At 45.9% G+C, this 26,177-nt stretch carries 28 protein-coding genes and 1 pseudogene; 18 read left to right on the top strand and 11 right to left on the bottom strand.

Translation table 11 applies throughout. The features are described 5' to 3' along the window. The first annotated feature begins 12 nt into the window (after positions 1 to 12). The 9 genes from PBAL39_RS11370 (at position 13) to PBAL39_RS24665 (ending at position 7,622) form a co-directional block, all read left to right on the top strand. Positions 13 to 960: a T9SS C-terminal target domain-containing protein gene (locus tag PBAL39_RS11370; RefSeq protein ID WP_008241495.1), complete on the top strand. Its 948-nt coding sequence runs from the start codon at positions 13 to 15 to the stop codon at positions 958 to 960. Between the two features lie 25 nt (positions 961 to 985). After that, positions 986 to 1,966 carry a type IX secretion system membrane protein PorP/SprF gene (locus PBAL39_RS11365; RefSeq protein ID WP_039866477.1) on the top strand — a complete coding sequence of 327 codons (981 nt, stop codon included), beginning with the start codon at positions 986 to 988 and terminating at the stop codon, positions 1,964 to 1,966. 23 nt (positions 1,967 to 1,989) lie between these two features. Further along, a complete protein-coding gene (locus PBAL39_RS11360; protein ID WP_008241493.1) occupies positions 1,990 to 3,120 on the top strand; it encodes an NAD(P)/FAD-dependent oxidoreductase in 1,131 nt (376 codons plus the stop codon). Continuing rightward, a complete protein-coding gene (locus PBAL39_RS11355; protein WP_008241492.1) occupies positions 3,117 to 3,854 on the top strand; it encodes a methyltransferase domain-containing protein in 738 nt (245 codons plus the stop codon). Before PBAL39_RS11360 ends, PBAL39_RS11355 begins: the two co-directional genes overlap by 4 nt. Next, positions 3,851 to 4,903, top strand: a complete 1,053-nt coding sequence (locus tag PBAL39_RS11350) for a type III polyketide synthase (protein WP_008241491.1) — start codon at positions 3,851 to 3,853, stop codon at positions 4,901 to 4,903. Before PBAL39_RS11355 ends, PBAL39_RS11350 begins: the two co-directional genes overlap by 4 nt. A 50-nt stretch (positions 4,904 to 4,953) precedes the next feature. After that, positions 4,954 to 5,400 (top strand): 3-hydroxyacyl-ACP dehydratase FabZ family protein, encoded by a 447-nt coding sequence (locus PBAL39_RS11345; protein WP_008241490.1) that lies wholly within the window; start codon positions 4,954 to 4,956, stop codon positions 5,398 to 5,400. Then, complete coding sequence (locus PBAL39_RS11340) at positions 5,393 to 6,670, top strand: beta-ketoacyl synthase (protein ID WP_008241489.1); 1,278 nt, start codon at positions 5,393 to 5,395, stop codon at positions 6,668 to 6,670. The genes PBAL39_RS11345 and PBAL39_RS11340 overlap by 8 nt, the downstream gene beginning before the upstream one ends. A gap of 103 nt (positions 6,671 to 6,773) precedes the next feature. Beyond that, the gene (locus tag PBAL39_RS11335; protein ID WP_039866451.1) at positions 6,774 to 7,043 is read left to right on the top strand and encodes an acyl carrier protein; all 270 of its coding nucleotides are present in this window, start codon (positions 6,774 to 6,776) and stop codon (positions 7,041 to 7,043) included. Positions 7,044 to 7,046: 3 nt separating this feature from the next. After that, positions 7,047 to 7,622 (top strand): 4'-phosphopantetheinyl transferase superfamily protein, encoded by a 576-nt coding sequence (locus tag PBAL39_RS24665; RefSeq protein ID WP_157273998.1) that lies wholly within the window; start codon positions 7,047 to 7,049, stop codon positions 7,620 to 7,622. Here the strand turns inward: PBAL39_RS24665 and PBAL39_RS11325 are convergent. The 3 genes from PBAL39_RS11325 to PBAL39_RS24660 all read right to left on the bottom strand — a co-directional run bounded on the left by PBAL39_RS11325 (position 7,613) and on the right by PBAL39_RS24660 (position 11,531). Then, positions 7,613 to 8,509, bottom strand: coding sequence for an exopolyphosphatase (locus tag PBAL39_RS11325; protein WP_039866450.1), 897 nt, complete (start codon positions 8,507 to 8,509; stop codon positions 7,613 to 7,615). The genes PBAL39_RS24665 and PBAL39_RS11325 overlap by 10 nt on opposite strands. Before the next feature lie 4 nt (positions 8,510 to 8,513). Further along, on the bottom strand, positions 8,514 to 10,571 hold the full coding sequence (gene ppk1, locus PBAL39_RS11320; protein ID WP_008241483.1) for a polyphosphate kinase 1: 2,058 nt from the start codon (positions 10,569 to 10,571) through the stop codon (positions 8,514 to 8,516). A 129-nt stretch (positions 10,572 to 10,700) separates the two neighbouring features. Then, on the bottom strand, positions 10,701 to 11,531 hold the full coding sequence (locus PBAL39_RS24660; RefSeq protein WP_008241481.1) for a hypothetical protein: 831 nt from the start codon (positions 11,529 to 11,531) through the stop codon (positions 10,701 to 10,703). Between the two features lie 186 nt (positions 11,532 to 11,717). On the opposite strand from PBAL39_RS24660, the gene PBAL39_RS11310 reads away from it, so the two are divergent. Beyond that, positions 11,718 to 12,209: a YajQ family cyclic di-GMP-binding protein gene (locus PBAL39_RS11310; protein WP_008241479.1), complete on the top strand. Its 492-nt coding sequence runs from the start codon at positions 11,718 to 11,720 to the stop codon at positions 12,207 to 12,209. Beyond that, positions 12,209 to 12,661 carry a GNAT family N-acetyltransferase gene (locus PBAL39_RS11305; protein ID WP_008241477.1) on the top strand — a complete coding sequence of 151 codons (453 nt, stop codon included), beginning with the start codon at positions 12,209 to 12,211 and terminating at the stop codon, positions 12,659 to 12,661. The genes PBAL39_RS11310 and PBAL39_RS11305 overlap by 1 nt, the downstream gene beginning before the upstream one ends. Before the next feature lie 4 nt (positions 12,662 to 12,665). Here PBAL39_RS11305 and PBAL39_RS11300 read toward each other — a convergent pair whose 3' ends face one another. Further along, the gene (locus PBAL39_RS11300; protein ID WP_008241475.1) at positions 12,666 to 13,982 is read right to left on the bottom strand and encodes a hypothetical protein; all 1,317 of its coding nucleotides are present in this window, start codon (positions 13,980 to 13,982) and stop codon (positions 12,666 to 12,668) included. A gap of 72 nt (positions 13,983 to 14,054) precedes the next feature. On the opposite strand from PBAL39_RS11300, the gene PBAL39_RS11295 reads away from it, so the two are divergent. Then, positions 14,055 to 15,770: an ABC transporter ATP-binding protein gene (locus PBAL39_RS11295; protein WP_008241471.1), complete on the top strand. Its 1,716-nt coding sequence runs from the start codon at positions 14,055 to 14,057 to the stop codon at positions 15,768 to 15,770. Here the strand turns inward: PBAL39_RS11295 and PBAL39_RS11290 are convergent. After that, positions 15,767 to 16,612 carry a mechanosensitive ion channel family protein gene (locus PBAL39_RS11290; RefSeq protein ID WP_232282938.1) on the bottom strand — a complete coding sequence of 282 codons (846 nt, stop codon included), beginning with the start codon at positions 16,610 to 16,612 and terminating at the stop codon, positions 15,767 to 15,769. The genes PBAL39_RS11295 and PBAL39_RS11290 overlap by 4 nt on opposite strands. Before the next feature lie 81 nt (positions 16,613 to 16,693). Between PBAL39_RS11290 and PBAL39_RS25345 the strand changes: the two genes are divergently transcribed. The 4 genes from PBAL39_RS25345 (at position 16,694) to PBAL39_RS11275 (ending at position 20,768) form a co-directional block, all read left to right on the top strand. Then, positions 16,694 to 16,843: a hypothetical protein gene (locus tag PBAL39_RS25345; protein ID WP_008241469.1), complete on the top strand. Its 150-nt coding sequence runs from the start codon at positions 16,694 to 16,696 to the stop codon at positions 16,841 to 16,843. A 137-nt stretch (positions 16,844 to 16,980) separates the two neighbouring features. Then, on the top strand, positions 16,981 to 19,110 hold the full coding sequence (gene rnr, locus PBAL39_RS11285) for a ribonuclease R (protein WP_008241468.1): 2,130 nt from the start codon (positions 16,981 to 16,983) through the stop codon (positions 19,108 to 19,110). A gap of 1 nt (position 19,111) precedes the next feature. Beyond that, entirely contained in the window at positions 19,112 to 20,080 is a 969-nt protein-coding gene (locus PBAL39_RS11280; RefSeq protein ID WP_008241466.1) for a polyprenyl synthetase family protein, read from the top strand. A 322-nt stretch (positions 20,081 to 20,402) separates the two neighbouring features. Beyond that, on the top strand, positions 20,403 to 20,768 hold the full coding sequence (locus tag PBAL39_RS11275) for a helix-turn-helix domain-containing protein (protein ID WP_008241465.1): 366 nt from the start codon (positions 20,403 to 20,405) through the stop codon (positions 20,766 to 20,768). A gap of 77 nt (positions 20,769 to 20,845) precedes the next feature. Here the strand turns inward: PBAL39_RS11275 and rpmA are convergent, their stop codons facing one another. From rpmA to PBAL39_RS11255, 4 genes are all read right to left on the bottom strand, one after another. After that, a complete protein-coding gene (rpmA, locus tag PBAL39_RS25035; RefSeq protein WP_008241464.1) occupies positions 20,846 to 21,265 on the bottom strand; it encodes a 50S ribosomal protein L27 in 420 nt (139 codons plus the stop codon). Between the two features lie 57 nt (positions 21,266 to 21,322). Next, positions 21,323 to 21,634, bottom strand: a complete 312-nt coding sequence (gene rplU, locus PBAL39_RS11265) for a 50S ribosomal protein L21 (RefSeq protein ID WP_008241463.1) — start codon at positions 21,632 to 21,634, stop codon at positions 21,323 to 21,325. A gap of 84 nt (positions 21,635 to 21,718) precedes the next feature. Next, positions 21,719 to 22,231: a hypothetical protein gene (locus PBAL39_RS11260; RefSeq protein WP_008241454.1), complete on the bottom strand. Its 513-nt coding sequence runs from the start codon at positions 22,229 to 22,231 to the stop codon at positions 21,719 to 21,721. 1 nt (position 22,232) lies between these two features. Continuing rightward, on the bottom strand, positions 22,233 to 23,666 hold the full coding sequence (locus tag PBAL39_RS11255) for a dicarboxylate/amino acid:cation symporter (RefSeq protein WP_008241452.1): 1,434 nt from the start codon (positions 23,664 to 23,666) through the stop codon (positions 22,233 to 22,235). Between the two features lie 179 nt (positions 23,667 to 23,845). On the opposite strand from PBAL39_RS11255, the pseudogene PBAL39_RS11250 reads away from it, so the two are divergent. Both PBAL39_RS11250 and PBAL39_RS11245 read left to right on the top strand, forming a co-directional pair. Further along, positions 23,846 to 24,342, top strand: a pseudogene (locus tag PBAL39_RS11250) (RNA polymerase sigma factor). Between the two features lie 122 nt (positions 24,343 to 24,464). After that, a complete protein-coding gene (locus tag PBAL39_RS11245; protein WP_008241447.1) occupies positions 24,465 to 24,926 on the top strand; it encodes a hypothetical protein in 462 nt (153 codons plus the stop codon). 155 nt (positions 24,927 to 25,081) lie between these two features. Here PBAL39_RS11245 and PBAL39_RS11240 read toward each other — a convergent pair whose 3' ends face one another. Both PBAL39_RS11240 and PBAL39_RS11235 read right to left on the bottom strand, forming a co-directional pair. Further along, positions 25,082 to 25,939 (bottom strand): AraC family transcriptional regulator, encoded by an 858-nt coding sequence (locus PBAL39_RS11240; RefSeq protein ID WP_008241446.1) that lies wholly within the window; start codon positions 25,937 to 25,939, stop codon positions 25,082 to 25,084. Position 25,940: 1 nt separating this feature from the next. Then, positions 25,941 to 26,171: a VOC family protein gene (locus tag PBAL39_RS11235; protein ID WP_008241444.1), complete on the bottom strand. Its 231-nt coding sequence runs from the start codon at positions 26,169 to 26,171 to the stop codon at positions 25,941 to 25,943. Between the last annotated feature and the right edge of the window lie 6 nt (positions 26,172 to 26,177).

Raw genomic sequence — 26,177 nt, 5'->3', positions numbered from 1 at the left:
GTCCGTTCTATCATGTTTAACAGAAGTAAATATAGATGGTCAGGTCTGCTGTTGCTAAGCGCAACGGCAGGCTTTGCCCAATCTAATGCTCCGATTTCAGCGAATCTTCCTCAAGGAGGATCGTTGAAATTACGGGCTGCTTCTGCTAATGCAGCTAGCTATCAATGGATAAAAGATGGAACAGCAATCCCAAATGCCACAGAGCCGGATTACATAGTTTTTTCAGCCGGCAGTTACACTGTAGTATCCTTTAATGCCCAGGGCTGTGCATCAGACATTTCCGCTCCTGTAATCATTACTGGAAATAACAACCCGACCTTAACCGCGGACGTCATGATCAGAAAACAGTCGGAGCTCCGGGCAGTCACCGTAAATGACGCTTTTGAATATGTCATTCAAGTGAAAAATAACGGCGCCGGATCGGCCAGTGGTGTCCGCGTAACCGATGTACTCCCTGAAGAGCTGACCTTTGAGCAGCTTGGAACACCAATGATCGGCTTTGCCAACTACAACCAGGGCAGCAAGACCATCCTTTGGGAAATCCTGAAACTGGAAAATGGCCAGTCGGCAGACCTAAAGATCAAAGTGAGGGCCATCAAAGCAGGCGTCATTAGGAACACGGCGACGGTAACTGCCAATGAGTCCGACCCTGACCTCCTGAACAACACCTCTACCGACAACAAACAAGTAACGGGTATTGTGATTCCGAATGTGTTTACACCAAACGGAGACGGCACAAACGACACCTTTGTGATCCCCGGACTGGAGGTCTACAATGCCAATGAACTGTCTGTGTTAAACAGGTGGGGAGGAACTGTATTCAACAAAAAAGGGTATCAGAACGACTGGGACGGCGACGACCTCAATGAAGGTACCTACTTCTACCTGTTAAGGGTACAAAATGCATCAGGCACATGGGATATATTCAAGGGATACATCACCATCCTGCGTGGGAAATAACATTCAGCTAAAGAAAAAAAGGAAGATGAAAAAATCCCTCTTATTATGTATTGCGCTCACGATATCCACTGTAATAAATGCACAGCAGGATAGTCAGTTTACTCAATACCTTTTCAATGGACTTCACATCAACCCTGCTTATGCCGGTACGAAAGGAGATTATTATGTGCAGTCCTTCTACCGCTCGCAATGGCAGGGTGTTAAAGGTGCACCCAAAAGTTTTTCTGTTGCTGCAGATGGCTCTTTCTTTGACAATGCGGTAGGCCTTGGCCTGATCCTGGCAAACGACCAGATCGGTGCACAAACCAACCTCAGTGCCTATGCCAACTACGCCTATAAGTTACGCCTGAACGACGATGAGAGCTCCATCCTGTCCTTCGGTATTGCCGGCGGAATGATGCAGCTCGGCCTTGATGGCAACAAGCTGGAAGGCATAAACCCCGGCGATGGAGCCATCCCTGTGGGGGCGATTACGAGAACTTTTCCTGATGCGAGATTTGGCATCTATTATCACAATGAAACTTTTTTTACCGGTGCTTCAGCCACCAACCTGCTCGCCCGTTATGTTGCAAAAAGAAATAACGACGACCTCCTTGTCCCTGTTCCACGACCACACATTTACCTGACCGCAGGAGCTTTGTTTCCCATTGACGACGACTTCATGTTCAAACCCGTCCTGCTCATCAAGGATGACATTCAGGGACCAACCTCCTTCGACCTGAATACCTTTCTGCTGATCCAGGATAAGGTATGGATCGGCGCATTCTACCGCGCCTCATTTAACCTTCACAACAGACAGCTGGAGGGCGACCTGACCAGAAACAACTCCATAGGACTGATTGCCGAGATCTTTGCCACGAAAGATCTCCGCGTAGGTTATTCTTATGATCATTCGCTCAATGAAATCCGCAATTTTGACAACGGAAGTCACGAAATTTCGGTTGGCCTTTACATCAACAAAAAAAATCAAAGAACAAGAAGGCAACTCAGGTGTTATGACTTCTAGGGATAAAACACCTTCGAGTGGTCATGAGTGTAAAGAAAGATTTTCTGATTGTCGGTGGTGGCCTGGCGGGGCTGACTGCAGCGATTCACCTGCTGAAAGCAGGTGTACCGGTCACAATTATTGAAAAAAACAGCTACCCGCAGCATAAAGTATGTGGGGAATACATCTCCAATGAGGTACTCCCTTATTTGAATATGCTGGGTGTAACACTGGATCAGCTCCCTGTGACACAACTCAGACGCTTCCAGTTCTCCCCGAGTCAGGGCAGACAAATCCTGACCGACCTGCCACTGGGTGGTATTGGCATCAGCAGGTACCTGCTGGATGAATGCCTTTACCAGCATGCGCTGGCACTTGGCTGCCAGGTGATCCAGGATAAAGTGACCCACATTTCCTATGCGTCCAATGCATTCCACGTGGAGCTTGCACACCATGCTCCACTGACAGCCAGCCTGGTGATTGCGGCGCATGGTAAAAGAGACCAACTTGATGAACGGCTCTCCCGTCCGTTTTTTTACAAACGCTCTCCCTGGCTTGCAGTTAAAGCACACTACAAAGTTGCCTTTCCTGACGATCTTATAGGTCTTTACACCTTCAATGGCGGCTATTGCGGTGTCTCCAAAGTGGAAAATGATGTTGTCAATATTTGTTACCTGACCAGCTATAGCTCCTTCAGAAAATACAAAAACATTAAGGAACACCGGGCCGCTATACTTTATGAGAACCCGCAACTGAGGGAAATCTTTGAAAAAGCGACGATGATCAATGAACAGCCACTGACCATCAGCCAGATTTCCTTTCTTAATAAACGAAAAGTTGAACAGCATGTGCTGATGATCGGCGACAGTGGCGGACTGATCCATCCACTCTGCGGGAATGGAATGGCCATGGCCATACATAGCGCAAAATTATGTGCGGAAACAGTCATCAGCTATCATTCCGGCACAATGAGCAGAGCTCAAATGGAAAAGCGTTACACCTCCTTATGGAAACAGCATTTCGGCAAAAGGATGCTGATGGGCAGGATCTTATCTACCCTTCTTCATCAGCAAAGATTAACTGCAACCCTCACCCGGTTTCTTTCCGTATTTCCATCAGTACTGCGTTTCATTATCAGGCAAACACACGGCAAAAAACCAATTTTCACAGGATGATCAGCACCAACGAAAGAAGTCAGGCTCCTGAGCTAATGGATGACTTTAACATGGAGGGAGAAATTTTAAGGGATGCCCTGGATAAGATCGCGGCAATCAACCGGTTACTTGGTGGAAATAAAGTGACACTGGAGGGCATCAAAAAGCTGATCGGTCGACGTCAGACGATCAGTATCCTCGATGTGGGATGCGGTGGCGGAGACATGCTCAGGATGCTTGCCGCATACGCAAAAGAAAAGCGGCTGGATTTTCAGCTGAAAGGCATAGATGCAAATGCCTTTACCATAAAGCACGCCAGGGCACAATCTGCGGATTATGAAAACATCAGTTATGAATGTCAGGATATCTTTGAGCACATCAGCAGCAATCATACCTACGACATCATCATCTGCACCTTGACCATCCACCATTTCCATGACGGAGAAATCATTGAGCTGCTGGAACATTTCACTGCAAGGGCAAAGATTGGCGTAGTGATCAACGACCTTCACCGAAGTCCCCTTGCCTACTATCTGTTCAAAGCACTGTGTGCCGTATTCAGGCTAAACTACATGTCTGAACAGGACGGCCTGGTGTCCATCCTCCGGGGCTTTAAGCAAAAAGACCTGCGGCGATATGCGCAAACGCTGAACCTCAAGAAACACCGCATCCGCTGGAAATGGGCATTCAGGTACCAGTGGATCATCTATAGTGAATCCCACTCCGATACATCAACTAAAAGCAAAACTGCATGAGCGTAAGAATAACGACCGTTACCAAGTGCCTTCCCGAATATACCCGGACAACGGCAGAAATCATTACTTTTCTGGATGCCTGGCTCGTAGGACAGGACGAACGCTTTATCCGGAAAGTGAAAAAGATCTTTGCCAATGCAATGGTTGACCAGCGGTACTCTATCATGTCGCCGGAAGAAGTATTCAGCAATACCTCTTTTGAAGAACGAAATGACATCTACATGAGGGAGGTGATCAAACTGGGTTCTAAAGTACTTCAAAAAGCGCTGGACCAGGCTTCATGGAAACCGGAAGCGCTGGACTATATCATTACGGTGAGTTGCACGGGCATCATGATCCCTTCACTGGATGCCTACCTCATCAATAACCTTGGTCTACGACCCGATGTCGTCAGGCTACCGGTTACGGAAATGGGCTGTGCAGCAGGGATCTCGGGGATGATCTATGCCAGGAACTTCCTGAAAGCAAACCCCGGAAAGCGCGCGGCAGTGATTGCCATTGAATCACCGGCCGCAACCTTCCAGCTGGAAGACTTTTCCATGGCCAATATCGTCAGTGCCGCCATCTTTGGCGATGGCGCCGCCTGTGTGCTGTTGTCCTCTCATGAGGATGAACAGGGGCCCGAGCTCATTGATGATGAGATGTTTCATTTTCAGGACTCGACTGATATGATGGGCTTTCAGCTTCGGAACAGCGGACTCCAAATGGTGCTGAGTGCAGAGGTGCCTGACCATATTGAAAGACACTTCCCTGCCATCATCCACCCCTTCCTGCAACGGAATGGTCTTGACATTGCCGATGTTACACACCTGATTTTTCATCCTGGTGGAAAAAAAATCGTGCAGCTGGTGGAAGGGCTATTCTCCTCATTGGGGAAAAATATAGACGACACACGCGAAATCCTGAGACAATATGGAAACATGTCCAGCGCAACCGTTTTGTATGTGTTGGAGCGTATAATGGCCAGTCCTCCTGCTCCGGGCGACTATGGACTGATGCTGAGTTTCGGGCCTGGTTTTTCTGCCCAGCGCATCTTATTGAAATGGTAAATACAAATTTCCATAAATTAGCCGATATTTAAACGAAACAAGCCTAACACATGACTAAACAGGAAATCCTCAGCCATCTGCCATACAGCAAACCTTTTTTATTTGTAGACGAATTACAACACATCGATGAGAACAGTGTATCAGGAAGTTACACGTTCGACAAAGACCTTGATTTTTACAAGGGCCATTTTAAAGACAATCCGGTTACTCCGGGTGTCATCCTTACGGAAACAATGGCCCAGATCGGACTGGTATGCCTGGGTATATTTTTATCGGGCAGCGCAGCCTCAGGCCTGCCGGGTCATGTGATGTTAACGGCAACAGCCATCGACTTCATGAAACCTGTATTCCCCGGAGAGAAAGTCAGCGTTACTGCAGAGAAGGTGTACTTCAGGTTCAAGAAATTACATTGCAACGTGCAGATGTCCAACGAAGCGGGCGAAGTGGTCTGCAAAGGAACAATTTCAGGCATGGTGACCAATAAGATGAATGCCTAGACGTGTAGTCATCACCGGGATGGGTGTTGTGGCACCAAATGGTGTTGGCCTTCCGGCCTTCCGTACCGCCCTGCGGCTTGGAAAATCCGGCATCAGGCAGCAACCCATCCTGGAACAACTACAGTTCTCCTGCAGGATCGGCGGGAAGCCGGAACTGGACGATGTGCTGATGGCCAGCTACCTGACACCATTGGAACTCAGGAACTTTGACAGCTCAGGCATTCTATATGGGCTGATGGCAGCTGTGGATGCATGGAAAGATGCAGGTCTCCCTATGGCAGGAGAAGAAAATCCGGATTGGGACAGTGGGGCCATCTTCGGCTGTGGCAGCTCCGGCGTGGACAAGTTCAGGTCTTCCATTTACAAAATTGATGCATTGCAGACACGCTCACTGGGTAGCACTGTTGTTGCACAGACCATGTCCAGTGGCATCAGTGCCTATATTGGTGGTAAACTCGGACTGGGCAATCAGGTGAGCACCAATTCATCAGCATGCACCACCGGTACGGAAAGCATTTTGATGGCTTACGAGCGCATCAGGTCGGGCAAGGCCATCAGAATGGTTGCGGGCAGCACCAGCGATAGCGGCCCGTATATCTGGGCCGGTTTCGACGCGATGAGGGTTTGCACCTTCAAACATAATGATGAGCCTGAGCGTGGCTCCAGGCCCATGAGTGCTTCTGCGAGTGGTTTTGTGCCGGGCAGCGGTGCCGGTGCATTGGTACTGGAAACACTGGAAAGTGCGGTGGCACGTGGCGCAAAGATCTATGCTGAGGTTGTTGGTGGCCACATCAATTCCGGCGGACAGCGTGGCAGCGGTACGATGACAGCACCGAATAGCGAGGCCGTGCAACGCTGTATCAGGGAGGCGGTACTTGATGCGGGCATTTCCGCTGATGCCATTGACCTGATCAGCGGCCACCTGACGGCAACTACCAAAGATGTGACGGAACTGGAAAACTGGGTAACAGCGCTCGGCAGAAGCGGAAAAAAATTCCCTTACATCAATTCTTTAAAATCCATGGTGGGCCATTGCCTCAGTGCTGCCGGCAGTATAGAGTGTGTGGCGGCAGTGCTACAGCTACATGAGGGCTTCATTGCGCCCAACCTCAACTGTGAGGACCTCCATCCAGGGATTGCCGCACTTGTTGATCCGGAAATGATTCCCCGACAACTGATATCTCGGCCTGTCAGGGTCGTTGCAAAAGCAAGTTTCGGATTCGGGGACGTCAATGCCTGCATCATCTTTAAAAATCATCAACCGGTATAAAGATCATGAACCAGTGTAAAAACATATCGCCCAACCCGATGTTTTGGATGAACAGCTTCAAACTACACAGCTTCAAAGTACATATTCTCAAACTACAGGAACAATGACAATAGCCAGACAAGAAATGATCAACCAGCTAAAGCTGATCGTTGATGCTTATACGGAAAACAAAACCGCCCTTGAGCAGATCAATGAACAAACCGATTTCATCAAAGACCTGAACATCAACTCCGCGAACCTTGTCGACATTGTGCTGGATGTGGAACAAGCGTTTGACATTGAGATTGATAACACCTCTATGGAACGCATGCTTACCGTCGGCGCATCCATAGCAGTTATTGAAGAAAAACTGGCCGCAAAAAAACCGGACTGAGTGGTGGCGATTGGCATTGACATTGTCGACCTCCTGCAGGCCCGAAAAGAAAGCAACTGGCAACGATCTGGTTTCCTGGAGAAGCTTTTCAATACGGAAGAACGGGAGCTGATTCAACAGGCGAATGATCCCGAGCGCATGGTGTGGTTACTGTGGACAATGAAAGAATCGGCCTACAAAATCTATTCAAGGGAATTTCAATGGCATGCCTTTGCGCCAGGTCAGCTTTCCTGTAGCCTGTTATCCATTTCAAGCGATTGTGCAACCGGCCAGGTCTCTTGCAGAAATGAAAATTATCATACACAAACGATCCTTTCGCGCGACCTGATTCACACCATCGCTTTCAGCGACACGGGAACACATGATAATCGAGGAATAGATCATGATGGCGCAGCGTGTGACGACAGCTCAGCAGATAAAAATACAGGATTAGCTAAAGATATACAAACAGCTGCAGGAATGGCTAAAAAGGTGCGGGTGCTGATCCTGAAGAACCAGGATGAAAGCAAGAGTTATAGAAAGACAAAACCGGCCACGGTAAGTCACCATGGCCGGTATTTAGCACTGGCCTATTTGTAAAGCTGTGATGTTAAGTTCTCTTCAATCAGCAGGTTAATAATCCCGTCTGCCATTCCCACTTTAGGTACATAGATTTGTTTGATCCCCGTCCACTTGAGTAGTGTAATGTAAATTTCACAGGCAGGGATGATCACATCTGCACGATCAGGGTTCAGGCCAAATATCTGGATGCGCTCTTTAAGAGAATGTGCATTCAGGTTATTGTAAAGTCCTTTTAGTTTTAAGAACGACAAAGGCATCCCCTCTTTTTCATCAGACATGCGGTATAGTTTGTTGATGTTTCCCCCAGTTCCTATCGCCGCCATATTTTTGAGGGATTTGGTATGTTCCTTTACCCAGTTTTTCATGTCGTCCCAGGTTTCTTCCTTATCCTGGTTATCAAGGATGCGAATGGTTCCAATATCAAACGATTTGGAGGCCACAGGAACCTTATTTACAAATACCGAAAGTTCGGTACTACCTCCACCTACATCGATGTACAGATAGCTTCTTTTGCTGTCGAGGGTGTCTTCGATATGATTGGAATAAATAATGTTTGCTTCGCGCTGTCCTTCAATAATCTCCAGGTCAAGGTTTGTTGCCTGTTTGATCTTTTTGATGATGTCTGCCCCATTTCCGGCTTCACGCATGGCCGAGGTGGCACAGGCCAGGTACTCAGACACCTGATAAACATCCATCAGGTTTTTAAAAGCAGTCATGGTTTTCAGGAGGTCTTCCGTTTTTCGCTCAGAGATGTGATGATCTAAAAACGCATCATCGCCGAGCCGGAGCGGGACACGGATGAGGGTATTCTTTTTGTAACCATAACCTTCTTCATTTTTGGTGATGTCGGCGATTAACAATCGAACGGCGTTAGATCCTATATCTATAGCAGCATATCGTAGCATGATTTTATTGATGTTTGTTTTTTAAGTAGTTATAGGTCTGCACCTGCGCCCTAATTTTAGTGTTTATTTTATTCTTATGGTACTTATTGTTGTTTAAGCGGGTAATGTCCCTGGATTTCACATTGTCCTGAAGCTGAAACTCAATGATGTCGCGGATTTCCTGCCTTACCTCCTTGTCAAGCACAGGAAAACCAACCTCCACGCGGTGTTCAAAATTCCTGCTCATCAGGTCGGCCGAAGAAAGATACATCTCCTCCTTCTCACCATTACCGAAAATGAAAACCCTGGCATGTTCCAGGTATTTATCGATGATGCTGATGACGGAAATATTCTCACTGAAACCCGCCACTCCCGGCACGAGTGTACAGATGCCTCTTACGATTAGTTTAATGACCACACCGGCATTACTGGCCTCATAGAGCTTTTCTACAATGCCTTCATCAGCAAGGCTGTTTACCTTGAGGATCATGTAGGCCCGTTTACCTTGCTTAGCGATTTTGATCTCCCGGTCCATGAGCTGGTACATTTTTGTTCTGGACTCCAGCGGTGACACGATCAGGTGTTTGAAACCCGTGGCCACCGTCTTTTTATTGAGTGCAGTGAAGAGCTTCAGCAGGTCTCTTGTGATCTCTTTTTTTGCAGTAAAGATGCTGTGGTCGCAGTAAATCCTCGCCGTTTTTTCATTGAAGTTTCCTGTGGCCAGGTTTGCATAATACACGGCACGCCCCTTCTCTATCCTTTTAACGAGGCAGATCTTGGAGTGTACTTTATAGTCCGACAGACCATAGTTGACGTTTACGCCTTCCTCCTTTAACCTACCGCTCCAGAATATATTGGCCTGTTCATCAAAACGTGCTTTCAGCTCCACCAATACATTTACCTTTTTGCCATTCTTTGCCGCATTGATGAGGGCGTTGATGACTCTTGAGTTTTCGGCAAGACGGTATAAGGTGATGTTGATCTCTGTAACCTTCGGATCAATAGCAGCCTCCCTCAGGAAAAGAATGATGTAATCGTATGACTGGTAAGGCAGGTTGATGACATAATCGCGGTGCGCCAGTTTATTGATGATGCTCTCAGTACGGTGTAAACCAGATACCTTTATCGGAGGTGCTGAAGGGTATTCAAGCTCAGGTTTACCCACATTTGGAAAGGCAATGAAATCACCGAACTTATGATACCTGTTGCCGGGAATGAGGCTTTCCGCCTCGATCTTCATTTTATTGACCAGCACCGTCAGCATGTCGAATGGCATCTCGGTATCATAAAGTAAACGCATCGGTTTTCCCTTTTTACGCTTGTCCAAACTCGTTTTCAATTCATCAATAAACTTGTCGCTCACATTCTTATCAATATCCAGCTCGGCATCTCTGGTGAGCTGGATGGAAAAAGCTTCAATGGAGTCGTAAGTGAATACATAAAAGATGTCATCAAGACAATATTTGATGATGTCTTCCGCAAGAATGATAAACTTGAGGCCATTTGTTTCCGGAAGCACCAGAAAGCGGGGCAGATCTGGAGGCAGTTCAATCAGCGCATACTTTTCAGTGGTCTTTGTTCCGGTTTTTGACATACGTACAAAGAAGTAAAGATACCTGTCTTTAAGCTCCGGAAATGGATTGTCCAGGTTCAGCATGATCGGCACCAGGTTGGAAAGGATCTTGTCGCGGAAATGGTTTCTGACAAACTCCCCACGGGATACGTTCAGCTGCCCGTCATTTAAGATGAAAATCCTGTTCTGCGCCAGCTCATTGATGAGCGTTGCCTGGAACAGTTGTTCAAATTTCCGTTCCTGCCGGACTACGATATTTTTGATCTCATTGAGAATTTTCTTCGGATTGAAACCAAGTAGTGACTTGGTTTTTTCATTCAGATTGGACAGCCTGCTCATGGTGGCCACCCGTACCCGGTAGAACTCTTCAAGATTGGAAGAGAAGATAGATAGGAATTTGATCCGCTCAATTAAAGGAACAGTCTCATCTGCAGCTTCCTGCAGCACGCGTTCGTTAAAGTATAACCAACTGATCTCTCTGTTTAAAAATGGTGCCTTCTTCCTCGTCATGTATAAAATAAAAAATCCCTGTGTGAACAGGGATGCTCAAAACTGCAAATTCTATTGTTAAGTAAATGTTAATTTTACTAAACTGAATCTAAAACTTAATATGCCCTGCTGTTGATCTGTAAACCAGCTTTACTCTGTTAAACTGTCTTTTTTATCCGCTGCAGCAGCAGGTTTTATTGCTGGTTTCGGTGTGCCGGATTTTTGCGGAACAGTTTTCACTGCTGCAGGTTTTGCTGCCGCTGGTGCTTTACCTGTTGTAGCAGGCTTCGCAGTAGCTGCGGATTTTGCCGGACTTGCCGCTTTAGCAGGAGTTGTAGTCGCAGTTTTCGGGGATGATGCAGCATTTGCCAGCGTCGTTTTCGCTTTCGAAGCAATAGGTTTTGTTGCGGCAACCGCAGCTGTCGCACTAGATTTCCTCACCGGAGCTTTTACAGCAGTAGCCGCTTTTACTGGCCTTGCGGTCTCCTTAGCAACAGATGCGCCTTCCTTAACCGGTGCCGACACTGTTTTACTGAGTACTTCTTCTGCCTTGCTCGCGGAAGCAATTGGGGAGACTTTCACACTTTGCACTACCGGTTTAGCCTTGGATACCGCTTTACCGACCACCTTTTTCGCCTTCTTAACACCCTTGGTTTCTTTTTTACCTAGGGTAGCCAATGGCTTTTTTACTTTTTGTTTCAATTTGTCCGCCGCCTTTGCGCCTTTCTTTTTATCGGGTTGTTTTGAGGTCGTCAGGTCTTCAATTTTATCACCAACAACATCTTTGACTTCAATGAATTTTCTGGAAAGCTTTTTCGCGATTAGTTTACTGGCCTTTGCAATCTCCCCGCCGATCTTCTCCACATCATGGCCAAGCAGCTTCACTGCTTCCATAAACTTATCACCAAGACTTTGTTCTAATTCCTTCTTAGCAGACTTTTTTACCTCCTTTGACTTTAATTTAGATTTGGCAGCTTTCATTTTATACTTGTTTTAAGTTGAACTTCAGTTTTTCTGAACCATCAATGATGAATGATTCTTGCATTAATATTTTATATTTGCCATCATGAAGTGAAGATCTGTACAGAAATCATCAAAACTTCATTTTGAAATAGTAAATCTAATTTTACTTAAATCTAATATTTTTTTTATTCTAAAGCTATAATCATGCCCACTTTCGATATTGTAAGTAAGATAGACGGTCAGACTTTTGACAATGCGATGAACAACGCAAAAAAAGAGATCCTGAACCGTTACGATTTCAATGGTTCTAAATCCACTATTGACCACGATAAGAAGACGAACCTCATTACCATCGTTACTGAAGACGACATGCGTTTAAAAGCGATTCAGGATGCCATCATTTCCAGAATGGTCAAACAAAACCTTGACTCCGGAAGTTTAGACTTTGGCAAGGAGCAGTACGCTTCAGGAAACATGATCAGAAAAGAGATCTCCGTAAAAGAAGGCATCGACAGAGAAACGGCAAAGAAAATTGTTGCCAAAATCAAAGCCAGTGGATTGAAGGTGCAGGCCTCCATGATGGATGATCAAGTTCGTGTACAAGGAAAAAACATCGATGACCTGCAGAGTGTGATCGCATTGTGCAGAAAAGAAGACTTTGGACAGCCCCTTCAATTTATAAATATGAGAAACTAATGGAAATATCAGACAATGGGTTTATTTTTTCTGACGATGTGCAGAAACTCAATTTAACTGCAATACATCATTACCTGAGTACACAATCGTACTGGGCGAAAGAAATTCCCATTGCTACTGTTGCCCGATCTATCGAAAACTCACTTTGTTTTGGCATTTACAAGGATACCGTACAGGTGGGCTTCGCACGATGGATTACCGACAAAGCCACCTTCGCCTACCTGGCGGATGTATATGTCGAGGAACCTTTCCGCAATCAGGGACTTTCAAAAAAGCTGATGTCCCTGATGCTCTTTCACCCTGATCTGCAGGGCCTGCGCAGGTACATGCTGGCCACAGTAGATGCACACGGCCTCTATGAACAGTTCGGGTTTAAGCCCATCGAAAACCCGGAGCGGCTGATGGGCGTTGTCATTAAAGATGCCTACCTGACCAAAGGCCAGGAAGACTGATTCACTAAACAGTTTTTACATCTTCCTCGCGGTATTCGCGGATATCGGTGATGTACCCATTCAGGATTAAAAAGTCAAATAATGGTTTTGCATCGGGTGTAACCGGCATGTTTGCGCTGGTAATGACCTGATTGGTCTTTTTATCCAGAAAAGGATAAGCAAACAAACGGACATTCTTGCTGAACATGTCACTTACATAACTGAGCAGCTGACTCGCATAGTTATCTCCGAAGTTATTGGAGTTGAATACAAATTTCAGGTTATTGATGTTGGTAGAGATCCCCACGCTCTTAGGCTTGCAGCGGTCCAGGTATTTAGCCAGTTTATTGTGCCTTGCAAAATTAGATACAATCACCAGGTTACCCGTTTTGCACATCTCCTCAGCCCTTTTAGCAACGGCTTCCAGGTCAAAACTCTCCGGTGCTTCCTCCTCGTCATTGCTCAGCACATTGGACAAGAGTACTTCAATCAGGACGCTCAGGTTTTGTTTCTGCACATCTTCAGAGCGCACAAACTCATCCACGGCCTTATTTAACATACTGAAGTTGGGATTTGATTTCTGCGCATACTTGGTACGCAAAATCATCAGGTCTTTTTTATATAATAGGTCTTTAGGCAGACATGGTCTTCCCAGAGAGTCAAATATCGCCGCATCAGAAAAGTCTTTGACAATCAGGTACAGGTTTAAAAGGATGTTATTGATATTTTTAAACGCGGGACCACTCACAGAGATCAAATCGATCTCCACGGATCCAATCGTCAGGTTGTCTGCCAGCGATTCAATCATGGTTTTGGGATCATGATTGTAATAAAAGGCAGCATAAACCAGGTTTACGCCAATGATGCCCAATACATTTTGTTGTAAGGCAGCATCGGTATCCAGCAGCCTCACATGAAAGAAAATCTCGTTGGGCTCCCCTCCTGCTTCAGACTGAAAACGGATGCCAATCCATCCGTGAGGGTCATTGGATTTGTTGTAGTTCAATGTAGTTACGGTATCTGCAAACGCAAAGAAGGTACGGTCGTCGTACTTTGCACCGCTCAGCCGCTCATTCAGCAGGCCAAACTCGTGGTTCAGCATTTTGATCAGCCTTGACTGGCTCACATATCTCCCTGATTCCTCTACGCCATAGATGGCATCACTAAAGGTCATGTCATACGCAGACATGGTTTTGGCAACTGTACCCGAGGCGGCACCAGCGGTAAAAAAATTACGGGCCACCTCCTGTCCTGCACCTATCTCCGCAAATGTTCCGTAAATCTTAGGGTTTAAGTTAATCTTCAAAGCTTTACGCTTGGTATCAAGAATTTCTCTTTCCATGACGCAAAAATAACACAATCAGACGGATATCGGGCAAATATTTTCAGATCAAAACACTACCTTGGTTCTCAGATGCTAAACGTCAGAAACCTCCATATCCAGTTCTTTAACAAAGCCGAAAAAACCTGGCTGAATGCCGTCAACGATGTTAGCCTGCAGCTTGAAAAAGGAAAAGTGCTGGGCATTGTAGGCGAGTCAGGGTCTGGAAAATCAGTGACCTCCTTCTCGATCATGCAGCTCCACGACCCTCAATATACCAGAATTGGCGGGGAGATCATTTTTGATGGTGCGGACCTGCTTAAGCTGACGCAGGAGGAAATCCGCAGTTACCGTGGCAATAAGATCGCCATCATCTTTCAGGAACCCATGACAGCACTGAACCCGGTATTCACCTGTGGCAACCAGGTGCAGGAAGCCATCATGTTACATCAGAAAGTAGATAAAACGGCAGCAAAACTTAAAACGATTGCGCTTTTTGAAGAAGTACAGCTTCCGGGACCGGAGCGAATCTTTAACAGTTATCCTCATGAGCTTTCAGGCGGACAAAAGCAACGTGTGATGATTGCCATGGCACTTAGCTGTGACCCGGAACTGCTGATTGCAGATGAACCTACAACAGCACTGGATGTGACCGTTCAAAAGACCATCCTGCAATTGCTCCGAAAGCTGAAAGATGAACGCCAGATGTCCATGATCTTCATCTCACACGACCTTTCGGTCATCAGTGAGGTGGCCGACGAGGTGGCAGTAATGTATAAAGGAGAACTGGTGGAGCAGGCGGCAGCAAAGGAGCTCTTCAGCCATCCGCAGCATCCCTACACGCGTGGTCTGCTGGCCTGCAGGCCTAATCCGGAACTGCAGTTGAAAAGACTGCCCGTGGTGGCCGACTTCCTGGATACACCAGGTAATCCTTCCATGGCGGAAATACTGGCCGGAAACAGCTACAATCCTGAAGAAGTCCGCATCCGACGGGAAGGACTCTACCAACAGCGACCTCTGCTACAATTACAGGAGCTGTCGACCTGGTTTCCTGTAAGAAAAGGACTATTCGGCCGTACCACCGACCACATCAAAGCGGTAGATGGGGTAACGCTTGACGTCTATCCCGGAGAAACTCTCGGACTGGTAGGAGAATCCGGATGTGGCAAAACCACGCTTGGCCGGAGCATCCTCCGCCTGGTAGAACCAACTGCCGGAACACTGCGCTTTGAAGGAAGAGACCTGCTCGCACTCAATAAAAAAGCACTGCGTGCGACAAGAAAAGATATTCAGCTGATTTTTCAGGATCCTTACTCGGCCTTAAATCCACGGTTGACTGTCGGACATGCCATCATGGAACCTCTTCAGGTACATGGCCTATTTGTTAGTGATGCTGAAAGAAAAAAAGTAGTGATGGATCTGCTGGCCAAAGTGGGCCTGCTACCCTCGCATTTCGACCGTTACCCGCATGAGTTCTCGGGTGGTCAGCGCCAGCGCATTGTCATCGCCAGGGCTTTGGCACTTCAGCCAAAATTTATCATCTGTGATGAAAGCGTTTCTGCCCTGGATGTGTCCGTTCAGGCGCAGGTGCTCAACCTGCTGCGTCAGCTGCAACAGGAACTGGGGCTCACGTACATCTTCATTTCACATGACCTCTCGGTCGTCAAACACATCTCCGACCGAATGGTCGTGATGAACAAAGGAAAAATTGTGGAACAGAGTTTTCCGGAGGACATTTACCACCATCCAAAAGACCGCTACACACAGCGGCTGATCGAAGCCATCCCGGGCAGGAACCGCCAGTTTTAACCCATCTGTTCTTCCATCTGCTGAGCTGAAAGGCGCAGCAGCGCGGTATTGATCAACCTTCGCAGCACCCGTTCCTTAATCTTATCGTAGTGTTTCAGCAAGACCATGGCCTTGAATACCGCCACATCTTTGTTGATTTCAATCGTCTTAACGGACAGACCTCCTTTAACCACATTATCCATGTCGTTTTCAATCGCCTTATACAGATAGGTTTCCAGAAATTCCGGTGTGTATCCATTTTTCAGTGACATGTCAAACTCAATGCTCAGCTTTTTAATGTTCTGCTTCGACTGATTGATGATGACGGAACTGAAAGCGATGGAATTGGGGATGATGACCATGTCGTTGTCCTCATTCTGCAGGATCATGTTGATGAGGGTGATGTCCAGGATTTTCCCCTCCAGTGTGCCCACCTTAATGTGGTCCCCAAGCGATAGGCGGTCTGAAAACATGATGATGAGCCCATTGATCATATTGGAAATGTAATCCTTTGAAATGAGCGCAATGGCCGCCGCAACGATGGATACACTAAAGATAAAATCCTTAGGCTCTATCTCAAAAAGTGTCAATGCCGCAATGGCAAAAAAGATGGTATTGAGGATGGATACAATCCTGCTGATCCCGAGGATAAAGTTATCCTTGATGTTGTTTTTGAATTTATGCTTTCTGATGTACCAGTAGATCACAATCAGCCTGGCAATGGAAAATACTAAACTGGGACCGATAAAAATGAGCAGCGCCTTGGCAAAGGTATCAATTCCCGGATGCGTCATGTAAAATCCCGGTTTGGATACGTAAAAGTAGGTGAGCAACAAATAAACAGCGGCCTTGACTAATATCATAAGTAATTCACGGCCCGTTTTCCTTTCTTTATCTTCAATCATCAGTTATTATAATGGTTTCAGTTACTATAATTTTATACCTTGAATAAACAATTCACCCTGCCTGCTGGTTTTCGCGGTAACTTCTTTTCCGGTCACCATCAGCAGGCCTCAGCAGCTTTCGCTATTGCTGATCACCTTAAGACAAGCCCGGATGGCCATCAGCCTCCGCCCAGGGGCAATTACCTTTAGCCTGCAGAAACATCAGTTTTAGCTTACAGGAACATCGGTTTCAGCTCGCAGGGAGATAAACAAAGGTACAAAATTCAACAATAGTCGGTTCTAATTGTTACCTTCGAGTGAATCACAAATGATTCAATTGCATAATTATGGCAAAAAATAAATCATCTCATCTAGAAGTCGTTTTAATACAACTCATTAGCGATGTACTGGAGAAAAGCAACAATGAAGCCCTCAATTACAAACAGGTTTCAGCAAAACTCAACATTACCGATCCGGATTCGAGAGAAACCATTCTTGATATTTTAAAACAGCAGACCCAGAAAGGGGTATTTGTAGAGGCTCAGAAAGGCAAGTTCAAACTGAAGGACCTGAAAACATTTATCATTGGAAAGGTAGACATGACTGCCGATGGCGCCGCATTCATCATTCCTGATGATGAATTTGAAAAGGACGTTTTTGTGTCCGCCAGGAAGCTCCACAATGCCCTTCATGGCGACAAAGTCAAGGTTTACATCTACGCTAAAAAAAGCGGTCGTAAAAATGAAGGCGAGGTCGTGGAAATCATCGAACGTGCAAAAACAGACTTCATCGGTGTGATCAAAATCTCCGATCGTTTTGCCTTTGTGATTGCAGACGACAAGAAAATGATGCAGGACATCTTTGTACCACTATCGGACCTCAACGGTGCGAAAAACAGGCAAAAGGTACAGGTGAAGATCACCGACTGGCCGGAGGGAGTAAAAAACCCTATCGGAACGGTGATTACCATCCTTGGAGAACAGGGAGAGAACAATACCGAGATGAACGCCATCCTGGCACAGTACGGTTTTCCGCTGCAGTTCCCGCCGGAAGTGGAAAAAGAAGCCAACGCCATCCCTGAACAGATTACCGCAGATGAAATCAAAGACCGCCGCGATTTCCGCGAAACGGTGACCTTTACGATAGATCCTGCGGATGCGAAAGACTTTGACGATGCCATCTCTTTCAAAAAGCTGGACAACGGACATTATGAAGTAGGCGTCCACATTGCTGACGTTGCACACTATGTGACACCTAACAGTGCGCTCGACAAAGAGGCTTACGGCAGGGCTACTTCGGTTTACCTGGTAGACCGCGTGATCCCAATGCTGCCGGAAAGGCTTAGTAACGGTGTGTGTTCGCTCCGCCCTCATGAAGACAAACTTTGCTTCGCTGCAGTTTTTGAGCTCGATAACAAGGCCAACATCATCAATGAATGGTTCGGAAGGACTGTCATCCATTCTGACCGCCGTTTCAGCTATGAGGAGGCTCAGGAGGTCATAGAAAACAAAACCGGCGACTTCTCGGAAGAAATCCTGAAGTTGAATGAACTGGCCTATATCCTGCGCGACAAGAAGTTTAAAAACGGTGCCATCAGCTTTGAGAGCACAGAAGTGAAGTTTAAACTGGATGAAGATGGCAAGCCACTCGGTGTGTACGTCAAAGAGCGTAAGGATGCCCATAAACTCATTGAAGATTTCATGCTGCTGGCCAACAAAAAAGTGGCTGAGTTCATCGCCAAAAAGGGAAAAGGCAAACAAAAATATACTTTCATCTACCGGTCCCATGATTCCCCAAACCTGGAGAACCTGGGTAATTTCGCGCTGTTCGCAGCCAGGTTCGGGTATAAGATCAATATGAAGTCCGACAAGGACATTGCCAAATCCCTCAACTACCTGATGGAAGATGTGGAAGGTAAAAAAGAGCAGAATGTACTGACGCAGCTGGCCATTCGTTCCATGGCAAAGGCGGTATATACGACGAAAAAAACCAGTCACTATGGACTGGCATTCGATCATTACACACATTTCACCTCTCCCATCAGGCGATACCCAGATGTGATGGTACACCGCCTGCTTGCGGCTTACCTGAACAAGGAGAAGTCTGCCGATGCCGAAGAATATGAAATTGCAGCTTCGCACTCCTCGACCATGGAAAAACGAGCTGCTGATGCGGAACGTGCGTCAATCAAGTACAAACAGGCGGAATACCTGGAAGAAAACATCGGCAACCTGTACAAAGGCATCATCTCCGGAGTTACGGAATGGGGAATGTATGTGGAGCTTGCCGACAACAAATGTGAAGGTATGATCAGGCTCCGCGACCTGTCCGACGACTTCTACGTGCTTGATGAAAAAAACTATTGCATCATCGGACAACGCAAGAAAAAAACCTATCAGTTGGGTGATGAGGTACAGGTGAAAGTAAAAAAGGTAGACCTTTCAAAACGTCAGATAGATTTTTCTTTAATTCAATAAAATGCATACTCCTACCCAATTACAAGAATTCATAGACCAGGCAATTCAAAACATTATATATCCGGCACAACCGGAACGCCTTTACCTTCCAATCAGTTACATTATGAGTCTGGGTGGCAAGCGGATCAGGCCGGCACTCGTACTCATGTCGGCAGACCTTTTCGCTGCTGATGTACACCAGGTGATGCCCGCAGCATTGGCCATTGAGACCTTCCATAACTTTACCCTGATCCACGACGACATCATGGACAATGCGCCCCTCAGAAGAGGCAAAGCAACGGTACATGAGAAATGGGGTGTCAATAATGCCATCCTCAGTGGGGATGTCATGATGGTGGAGGCCAACAAACATCTGGCAATGCTGGATGCAGCAGTACTTAAAGATGCACTGGAAACCTTTAACAGCACTGCACAGGGCGTGTGCGAAGGGCAGCAGCTGGACATGGAGTTTGAATCCCGCGACCAGGTGAGCATCCCCGAATACATCAACATGATCCGCCTCAAAACAGCCGTTCTGCTGGGCGGCGCGATGAAACTGGGTGCTCAGGTAGCCAGGGCAACAAAAAGTCAGGCAGAACAGCTCTATGCCTTCGGAGAGAACCTCGGAATCGCTTTTCAGCTTCAGGACGACATCCTGGATGTCTACGGAGATCCGGAGAAATTTGGGAAACAGGTAGGGGGCGACATCATTGCCAATAAAAAGACCCTGCTGTTACTAAAACTTAAGGAGCTAACAAATCCCGCGGATGAGGACTTGCTGGAAGACCTGATGACTTATACCAATCTTGCTCAAAAGATAGAAAAGATGAGGATGCTATATGACAAGTACAACATCAGGGAGCTTGCGATGGCCGAAATGAGCGCCTATGCAGACCAGGCCTTTCAGGCCCTCTCAGAGTTGGAAGTTTCGGAAGACCGGAAGTCAGAGCTCGATTTACTTGCAAAAGCATTGATGAACAGGGAATATTAATGAGTAATCCTTTCCACATTCCACACCCCAATTGAGGTTGTTTTGCGGTTTATCCCCAGTTAAAGGCTGTTTTTAAAAGAAGGTTTACGATGTCCTTCATCTTTTTCTCAATGAATAAAAAACCCCGTTTCTGTGGCTGGAGTGTATTTCTGACTCAAAAACGGGGTTTTTGACAGTTATTCAGTCAATACATTCCTAAAATGTGATGCATATCAGGAAACATTTCTGGCGAAAACATATTCATGGTGTTAAATTTGCCTATTGATTGATGAGATGAGTTATAAAGATCCTCATCCATCAAAGGCATTTATTTAATATCATTATGAAAGATATTCTCTCAAAGAAGGAGATTGGTGAAAGGATCAAAAACCTTCGTCTGGCACATGGACTTTCACAGGCCCACATTTCGAACATCCTGTATCTGTCGAGGAGCAATTACTCGCAGATCGAACTCGGGAATCAGTTTCCATCATTCAACACCCTACATCACATCGGCAACTACTATGGTAAGACTTATGAATGGTTGTTACATGGAAGCTCCGATCCTGCGCTGGAACAGCCCGCAACAAAGGTAGATGTCATCATCAGGGATCTGGAATCTACGTTGAAAGCCCTGGCGCGCTCAATGGAGAAATTGGAGAAGGAGGTGAGCCAGTTGAAAAGTAGCAATACGTTACAACCAGCATAAAACGTAAAAATATTGATAAAGAAAAAGGCCATAACAAATGTTATGGCCTTTTCTATGTTTATTAATTCCTTTAGAAATTATTCTGCAGGAGCTGCTTCAGTTTCTGTAGCCGCTTCAGCTTCTGTAGCTTTAGCTGCTTTCTTTGCAGGTGCTTTTTTAGCAGGTGCTGCTGCCTCTACAGGAGCTTCACTTTTCGCAGCTTTAACAGCTGGTGCTTTTGTTTCTACTACTTCTTTAACTACTGCTGCAGGTAAAACAGAAACATAAGATTTGTTGTCTTGTTTCTTTTTGAAGATTACGGTACCATCAACCAGAGCAAATAAAGTATGGTCTTTTCCAATACCTACGCCTTTATCTGGATGGTGTTTAGTACCACGCTGACGTACTAAAATGTTTCCAGCGATAGCTGCCTGACCACCGAAGATTTTAATACCTAAACGTTTACTATGCGATTCACGTCCGTTTCTCGAACTACCGGCTCCTTTTTTGTGTGCCATCTTGTTTTATATTTTATAAACTACCGTAATATTGGCAATCCTTTGTTTAACAACTAATTATAAACTGATACCAGAGATCTGGATTTTAGTGAAGTACTGGCGGTGACCATTTTTCTTTTTGTAACCCTTTCTACGTTTCTTTTTGAAAACGATTACTTTATCACCTTTTAAATGAGACACGATCTTAGCTGATACTGTAGCACCCTTCAATGCAGGAGCTCCTACAGAGATTTTACCACCATCTTCAACCAACAATACATTGTCAAATTCAATACTAGCGCCTTCATCTCCTTGCAAACGGTGTACAAAAAGGTGCTGGTCTTTTGCAACTTTGAATTGCTGTCCTGCTATATTTACTATTGCGTACATTGTTAAATAATTATTATTTTAAACTGTTTATTTTTTTTATCGAGGTGCAAATATAGAATTATTTATTCTAAATCCACAACAGATTTACTTTTTATTTCCGTAACGTTCTTCTGCATCGTTAATGCTCTGGGCTACCAGTGATTTCATCTGTTCTGCCAGGCCCTGCAGCTTTGGAATTTCCGTGTAATCGGTAAGGTAGGTCACTTCCTTAGATTTCGTTTTGTAGTTGAAACGGATCACATAACGTAGAACCTTGGACGTATTCAGGTCCGTGCCCTTGTTAGCAATCACTTCAGGAAAGTTCCAGAAGCCGATTTCATTGGCTTTTCCATGCAGGTAAAGCATGTCATTCTTACGAAGCTTCACATTGGTGTGAACCACAGAATCCTTGGCATCTACATATACATATTCGCCTGTTGCAGAGTTATAGGAATTTTCCAGCTGGTTTCCCATTCCCCATTTAAAAACAATGGATTCAAAATCAGTAGACCTGAATGGTGCATTACGAAGCATTGGCCGGTAATAAATCACACAATAGGCTAAAAAGGGAACAACAATGGTTAAGAATAAAAAGATCTTCTTGGTGCGCGTACTCATATTACATTTCTGGTTTTTCTTCAATGATGAGGTCGGGGTTAAATTCCCCCTCCCACTTGGCAATAACAACTGTTGCGAGACAGTTTCCGATGACATTCAGGGAGGTTCTTCCCATGTCCATCAGCTCATCAATGCCCAATATCGCGGCAATGATAAAGGTAGGCAGACCAAACTGGTCGGCAGTAGCAATCAAAATGATTAACGAAGCCCTTGGAATGGCAGCCACCCCCTTGCTGGTAATCATCAGGGTGAAGACGATCAGCAGCTGCTCTCCGAAGGTCAGGTGCATTCCGGCAGCCTGGGCCACAAAGATGGAGGCGAGCGACAGGTATAACGTGGTTCCATCCAGGTTAAAACTATAACCGGTAGGGATCACGAAGGAAACAATTTTTCGGGGAACGCCAAACCGCTCCATGGCACTCATTGCTTTGGGAAGTGCAGCATCAGAGCTGGTGGTCGCAAAAGCGATAGATACCGGCTCCTTGATGGCCCTTGCAAACTTCAGCAAGGGAATTTTCAGGTATAAGGCTACTGGTACCAGCACCAGCAGAATAAAGGCAATCAGTGCCATGTATAAGGTGGCCACCAGCATGAACAGGTGTTTCAATATGTCTACCCCCATGTGCCCTACAGTGTAGGCCATTGCTGCCCCTACCCCAATCGGTGCAAAGTACATGATGATGTTCGTAAACTTAAACATCGTCTCTGATAAACTTTCGCAAAAGTCGACCAGCGGTTTGCGCTTCTTCTCATCCACCATGGCCAGTCCGATCCCGAAGATCACAGAGAAAATCACAATCTGAAGGATCTGTGCGTCATATACTGACTTGACGATGTTCTCAGGAAAAATATTCCTGAAGAAGGCGAGTGTTTTGTATAACCAATGTACACTATGAGGAAGTCCCTGCAGGATGCTTTCATCCACCAGGTCCTTTGGTGGTGCCGGCAATTCATTGTGTGGCATGTTTGCAACATTCACTCCCGACCCAGCCTGGGTAAGGTTGATTGCTGCCAGCCCGATGAACAGGGCAGCGGTTGTGGCGCAATAAAAATACAACATGGATTTCCAGGCCATGCGGCCCACCTGTTTCAGGTCCGAATGACCAGCAATACCATACACCAGTGTGGCGAAAAGTATCGGGCCGACAATCGTTTTCACCAACTTGATGAAACCTTTACTGAGCGGCTGCAGGGCAATGGCCACATGAGGAAAGTCGATCCCAACAAATACACCGAGCAGCATACACACCAATATCCAGGTGGTCAGATTTTTCCTCAGCAGGGCGTAGGCTACCAGCTCGAGGGCAAGCAGCCACCTTACCGTCATCATCACCTGGTCCGGGATGGCAAGCAGCTCAAAATCCTTTAAAACGCCTAGTGCCGATGCAATGGTGATGAATATCAAAGTAATCAACCCTATTCGGTTATTTTTCATATGGTTCGGATTATAGTCTCATTTAGTTGATCAGCAGATGACGGCCTGTCAGGGATCTTTTTTAGCGCAACAAAAGTAATTATTTGCGTTAAGCCCGCAAACATTTATTAATTTTGGGACTGCACACTGTTGTAACAATTTAGAATTAATGCGATCAAATCACCATCAGCCGTTAATTAATGGAAAAAAAAGACCAGTTATTTAAACAAATCTTCGACACCAATTCCAAAAAGATTTTCCATTTATGTTATGGTTATACGGGGGATGAAGATGCTGCCAACGACCTTCTTCAGGAGACTTTCCTAAAAGTATGGCAGAATCTGGACAAATTCAGAAATAAGTCGCTCATATCGACCTGGATCTACCGCATCGCCGTAAACACCTGCCTCACCTACCTACGCTCTGAAAAGAGACAGGCCAAGGACGAGCTGACGGAAAACATCATCGAAACCAGGCCTGAAGAGTTCTCCGAGAAGAACGAACAGATTGCCCTGCTTTACAAATCGATTTCCCAGCTGGAGGAAAATGACAGGCTCATCATCACCATGGTGCTCGACGAGCTTCCCTACCATGAGATTGCGGAAATCTCCGGAATCAGCGAGGGAAATCTAAGGGTAAAATTCACCGCATTAAATTAAAACTTACAGAACTATACAACCAGCATGCAAGAATTTGATCACATACAATCGCTTTGGCAAACCCACTCTGTAGAGGTAAAATCTCTTCTGATGAGATGCTGCAACAAGCGAAGAAAGAAGTGAATGCATCCGCAGCAAGTCGATCTTAAATATTGCCGGCATGCTGTTGTCACTGGTCGCACTCGCCGTGTTATGGTTCTTCTTTGAGTTTAAATCATGGACCACACATGCGGGACTGACTTTATTTATAGTTGCGGTTTCGGCCTCCACTTTTGTATTGTACAGAAACCACCTGCTCATCAGCAGAAATGATTTCACCAGCGACCCCAATGCCTTTCTGGCCAACCTGAAGCGTTACCAGCTCAGCAGACTTAGTCTCCACAATAAGGCCTACTGGTTGTATACCATCACACTGAGCCTGGGCATCACCCTTTACTTTTTTGAGGTACTCTCCTATTTCACGATATGGACACAGGTATTCATCATCCTATTTACCTTCGGATGGATGCTCTTCTGCTCAACGTTAGTCAGGAAGGCTGTAATTAAAAGAGATAAGGAGCGCATTTCATTGCTGATTGAAAAGTTTGAGCGACTGGGCAGTCAGTTTAAGGAAAACAGGTAAAACGAAAAAAGTCATCTTTGCAGATGACTTTTTTATTATTAACTAACCCAAATTTAATTCATCCAAACTAATATATGGGTCTACCTGATACAAAAATAGGGTTATTGCTGCTGGGGCAATGAGCGAAAATCACCAAAGTTAATGATGCTCATCAGTTAACGGTACTGACCCGGGGTCACCTTAAAACTGTTGCGAAACAGCCGGATAAACGAGCTCGCGCATTCAAAACCCACGATATCGACGATCTCATTCACCGGATAATCTGTATTCTTCAGTAGGAACTTCGCCTGCTTTAACCTGACGGAGGTCAGGAATTGATGCGGCGACTGTCTGTAGGCCTGTTTAAAGGTCCTCATAAAATGGTTTACCGAGAGACAGGCTGCATGAGCAATGTCTTCCAGGCAAATGTCTTTATTGTAGTTACTGATGATGTAATCTTTGGCAATGGATAGGCGGCGGAGGATTTCATCCCTGGTGCTGCCTGCAAGGAAACCCAGCGCATCGGCACGGTCCCTGATTTCAGTATCATACATCCCGTAGCAATTGAGTAAACAATGATTGAGGTATTCCCCCAACAGTAAGGGATGGAGATTACCGGCCGAGATGTGTTTTTTAAGATGCCTCAGCGTATACCGCAGGTCACCCTGCAAGGGATAGATCCCATCAGCAAAGGTCTTAGGCAAGCCTGCCCCCCCCTCAGGATTGTCCAGCAGCTGGTGTTGTTTCATCCGCAGCACACGCTCAAAATCCTGACAAAATTCGGGGTCAAAACGAAGGGAGAGACTGTCGACAGGAAGCGTAGCATCAATGGTCCTGGTGTAGGGTGTTCCTGGATTAAGGAAAATAAATGTTTCAGGATACAGTGTAAGCTGTCTTTTACTCAGCAGATAGTCTACCGAACCGCTGTAGGTAACATTGATCTCGTATTTATCCCCGGGCTCCTGACGCCGCGCAGCGGATGCATACTCCACTAAAATTTCATTTTTATCTACCAGTATACAGCTAGATTTCATGTTATAGTTCCTTGTAGTCTCGTTTTTCAATCAACACAAAGCGGTTACCCGAGGGATCTTTAAACTCCAGGAATACCCCACTATCAAAATATGCTGGTTCTTTAAGGTCAAGCATCCCCTGTTGTTTTAACCGGTAGTAGTCCCTGATGCAATCATCAGTACTCAAAATGATGTCATCTTGCACAGCATCATCTTTCCGGGCTTGTATCAGCAAATCAACATTCTGCATCATTCTATC

The organism is Pedobacter sp. BAL39, assembly GCF_000170795.1.
Classification (GTDB): Bacteria; Bacteroidota; Bacteroidia; order Sphingobacteriales; family Sphingobacteriaceae; genus Pedobacter.
The sequence above is the reverse complement of the archived record's forward strand: the minus strand, read 5'-3'. Positions and strand labels throughout refer to the sequence as shown.

What these genes read in the sequence shown, in the direction of transcription:
- PBAL39_RS11370 (WP_008241495.1), top strand. Translation starts at nt 13, where the DNA reads ATGTTTAACAGAAGTAAATATAGATGGTCAGGTCTGCTGTTGCTAAGC.
- PBAL39_RS11365 (WP_039866477.1), top strand. Translation starts at nt 986, where the DNA reads ATGAAAAAATCCCTCTTATTATGTATTGCGCTCACGATATCCACTGTA.
- PBAL39_RS11360 (WP_008241493.1), top strand. Translation starts at nt 1,990, where the DNA reads ATGAGTGTAAAGAAAGATTTTCTGATTGTCGGTGGTGGCCTGGCGGGG.
- PBAL39_RS11355 (WP_008241492.1), top strand. Translation starts at nt 3,117, where the DNA reads ATGATCAGCACCAACGAAAGAAGTCAGGCTCCTGAGCTAATGGATGAC.
- PBAL39_RS11350 (WP_008241491.1), top strand. Translation starts at nt 3,851, where the DNA reads ATGAGCGTAAGAATAACGACCGTTACCAAGTGCCTTCCCGAATATACC.
- PBAL39_RS11345 (WP_008241490.1), top strand. Translation starts at nt 4,954, where the DNA reads ATGACTAAACAGGAAATCCTCAGCCATCTGCCATACAGCAAACCTTTT.
- PBAL39_RS11340 (WP_008241489.1), top strand. Translation starts at nt 5,393, where the DNA reads ATGCCTAGACGTGTAGTCATCACCGGGATGGGTGTTGTGGCACCAAAT.
- PBAL39_RS11335 (WP_039866451.1), top strand. Translation starts at nt 6,774, where the DNA reads ATGACAATAGCCAGACAAGAAATGATCAACCAGCTAAAGCTGATCGTT.
- PBAL39_RS11325 (WP_039866450.1), bottom strand. Translation starts at nt 8,509, where the DNA reads ATGCTACGATATGCTGCTATAGATATAGGATCTAACGCCGTTCGATTG.
- ppk1 (WP_008241483.1), bottom strand. Translation starts at nt 10,571, where the DNA reads ATGACGAGGAAGAAGGCACCATTTTTAAACAGAGAGATCAGTTGGTTA.
- PBAL39_RS24660 (WP_008241481.1), bottom strand. Translation starts at nt 11,531, where the DNA reads ATGAAAGCTGCCAAATCTAAATTAAAGTCAAAGGAGGTAAAAAAGTCT.
- PBAL39_RS11310 (WP_008241479.1), top strand. Translation starts at nt 11,718, where the DNA reads ATGCCCACTTTCGATATTGTAAGTAAGATAGACGGTCAGACTTTTGAC.
- PBAL39_RS11305 (WP_008241477.1), top strand. Translation starts at nt 12,209, where the DNA reads ATGGAAATATCAGACAATGGGTTTATTTTTTCTGACGATGTGCAGAAA.
- PBAL39_RS11300 (WP_008241475.1), bottom strand. Translation starts at nt 13,982, where the DNA reads ATGGAAAGAGAAATTCTTGATACCAAGCGTAAAGCTTTGAAGATTAAC.
- PBAL39_RS11295 (WP_008241471.1), top strand. Translation starts at nt 14,055, where the DNA reads ATGCTAAACGTCAGAAACCTCCATATCCAGTTCTTTAACAAAGCCGAA.
- PBAL39_RS11290 (WP_232282938.1), bottom strand. Translation starts at nt 16,612, where the DNA reads ATGATATTAGTCAAGGCCGCTGTTTATTTGTTGCTCACCTACTTTTAC.
- rnr (WP_008241468.1), top strand. Translation starts at nt 16,981, where the DNA reads ATGGCAAAAAATAAATCATCTCATCTAGAAGTCGTTTTAATACAACTC.
- PBAL39_RS11280 (WP_008241466.1), top strand. Translation starts at nt 19,112, where the DNA reads ATGCATACTCCTACCCAATTACAAGAATTCATAGACCAGGCAATTCAA.
- PBAL39_RS11275 (WP_008241465.1), top strand. Translation starts at nt 20,403, where the DNA reads ATGAAAGATATTCTCTCAAAGAAGGAGATTGGTGAAAGGATCAAAAAC.
- rpmA (WP_008241464.1), bottom strand. Translation starts at nt 21,265, where the DNA reads ATGGCACACAAAAAAGGAGCCGGTAGTTCGAGAAACGGACGTGAATCG.
- rplU (WP_008241463.1), bottom strand. Translation starts at nt 21,634, where the DNA reads ATGTACGCAATAGTAAATATAGCAGGACAGCAATTCAAAGTTGCAAAA.
- PBAL39_RS11260 (WP_008241454.1), bottom strand. Translation starts at nt 22,231, where the DNA reads ATGAGTACGCGCACCAAGAAGATCTTTTTATTCTTAACCATTGTTGTT.
- PBAL39_RS11255 (WP_008241452.1), bottom strand. Translation starts at nt 23,666, where the DNA reads ATGAAAAATAACCGAATAGGGTTGATTACTTTGATATTCATCACCATT.
- PBAL39_RS11245 (WP_008241447.1), top strand. Translation starts at nt 24,465, where the DNA reads ATGCTGTTGTCACTGGTCGCACTCGCCGTGTTATGGTTCTTCTTTGAG.
- PBAL39_RS11240 (WP_008241446.1), bottom strand. Translation starts at nt 25,939, where the DNA reads ATGAAATCTAGCTGTATACTGGTAGATAAAAATGAAATTTTAGTGGAG.
- PBAL39_RS11235 (WP_008241444.1), bottom strand. Translation starts at nt 26,171, where the DNA reads ATGATGCAGAATGTTGATTTGCTGATACAAGCCCGGAAAGATGATGCT.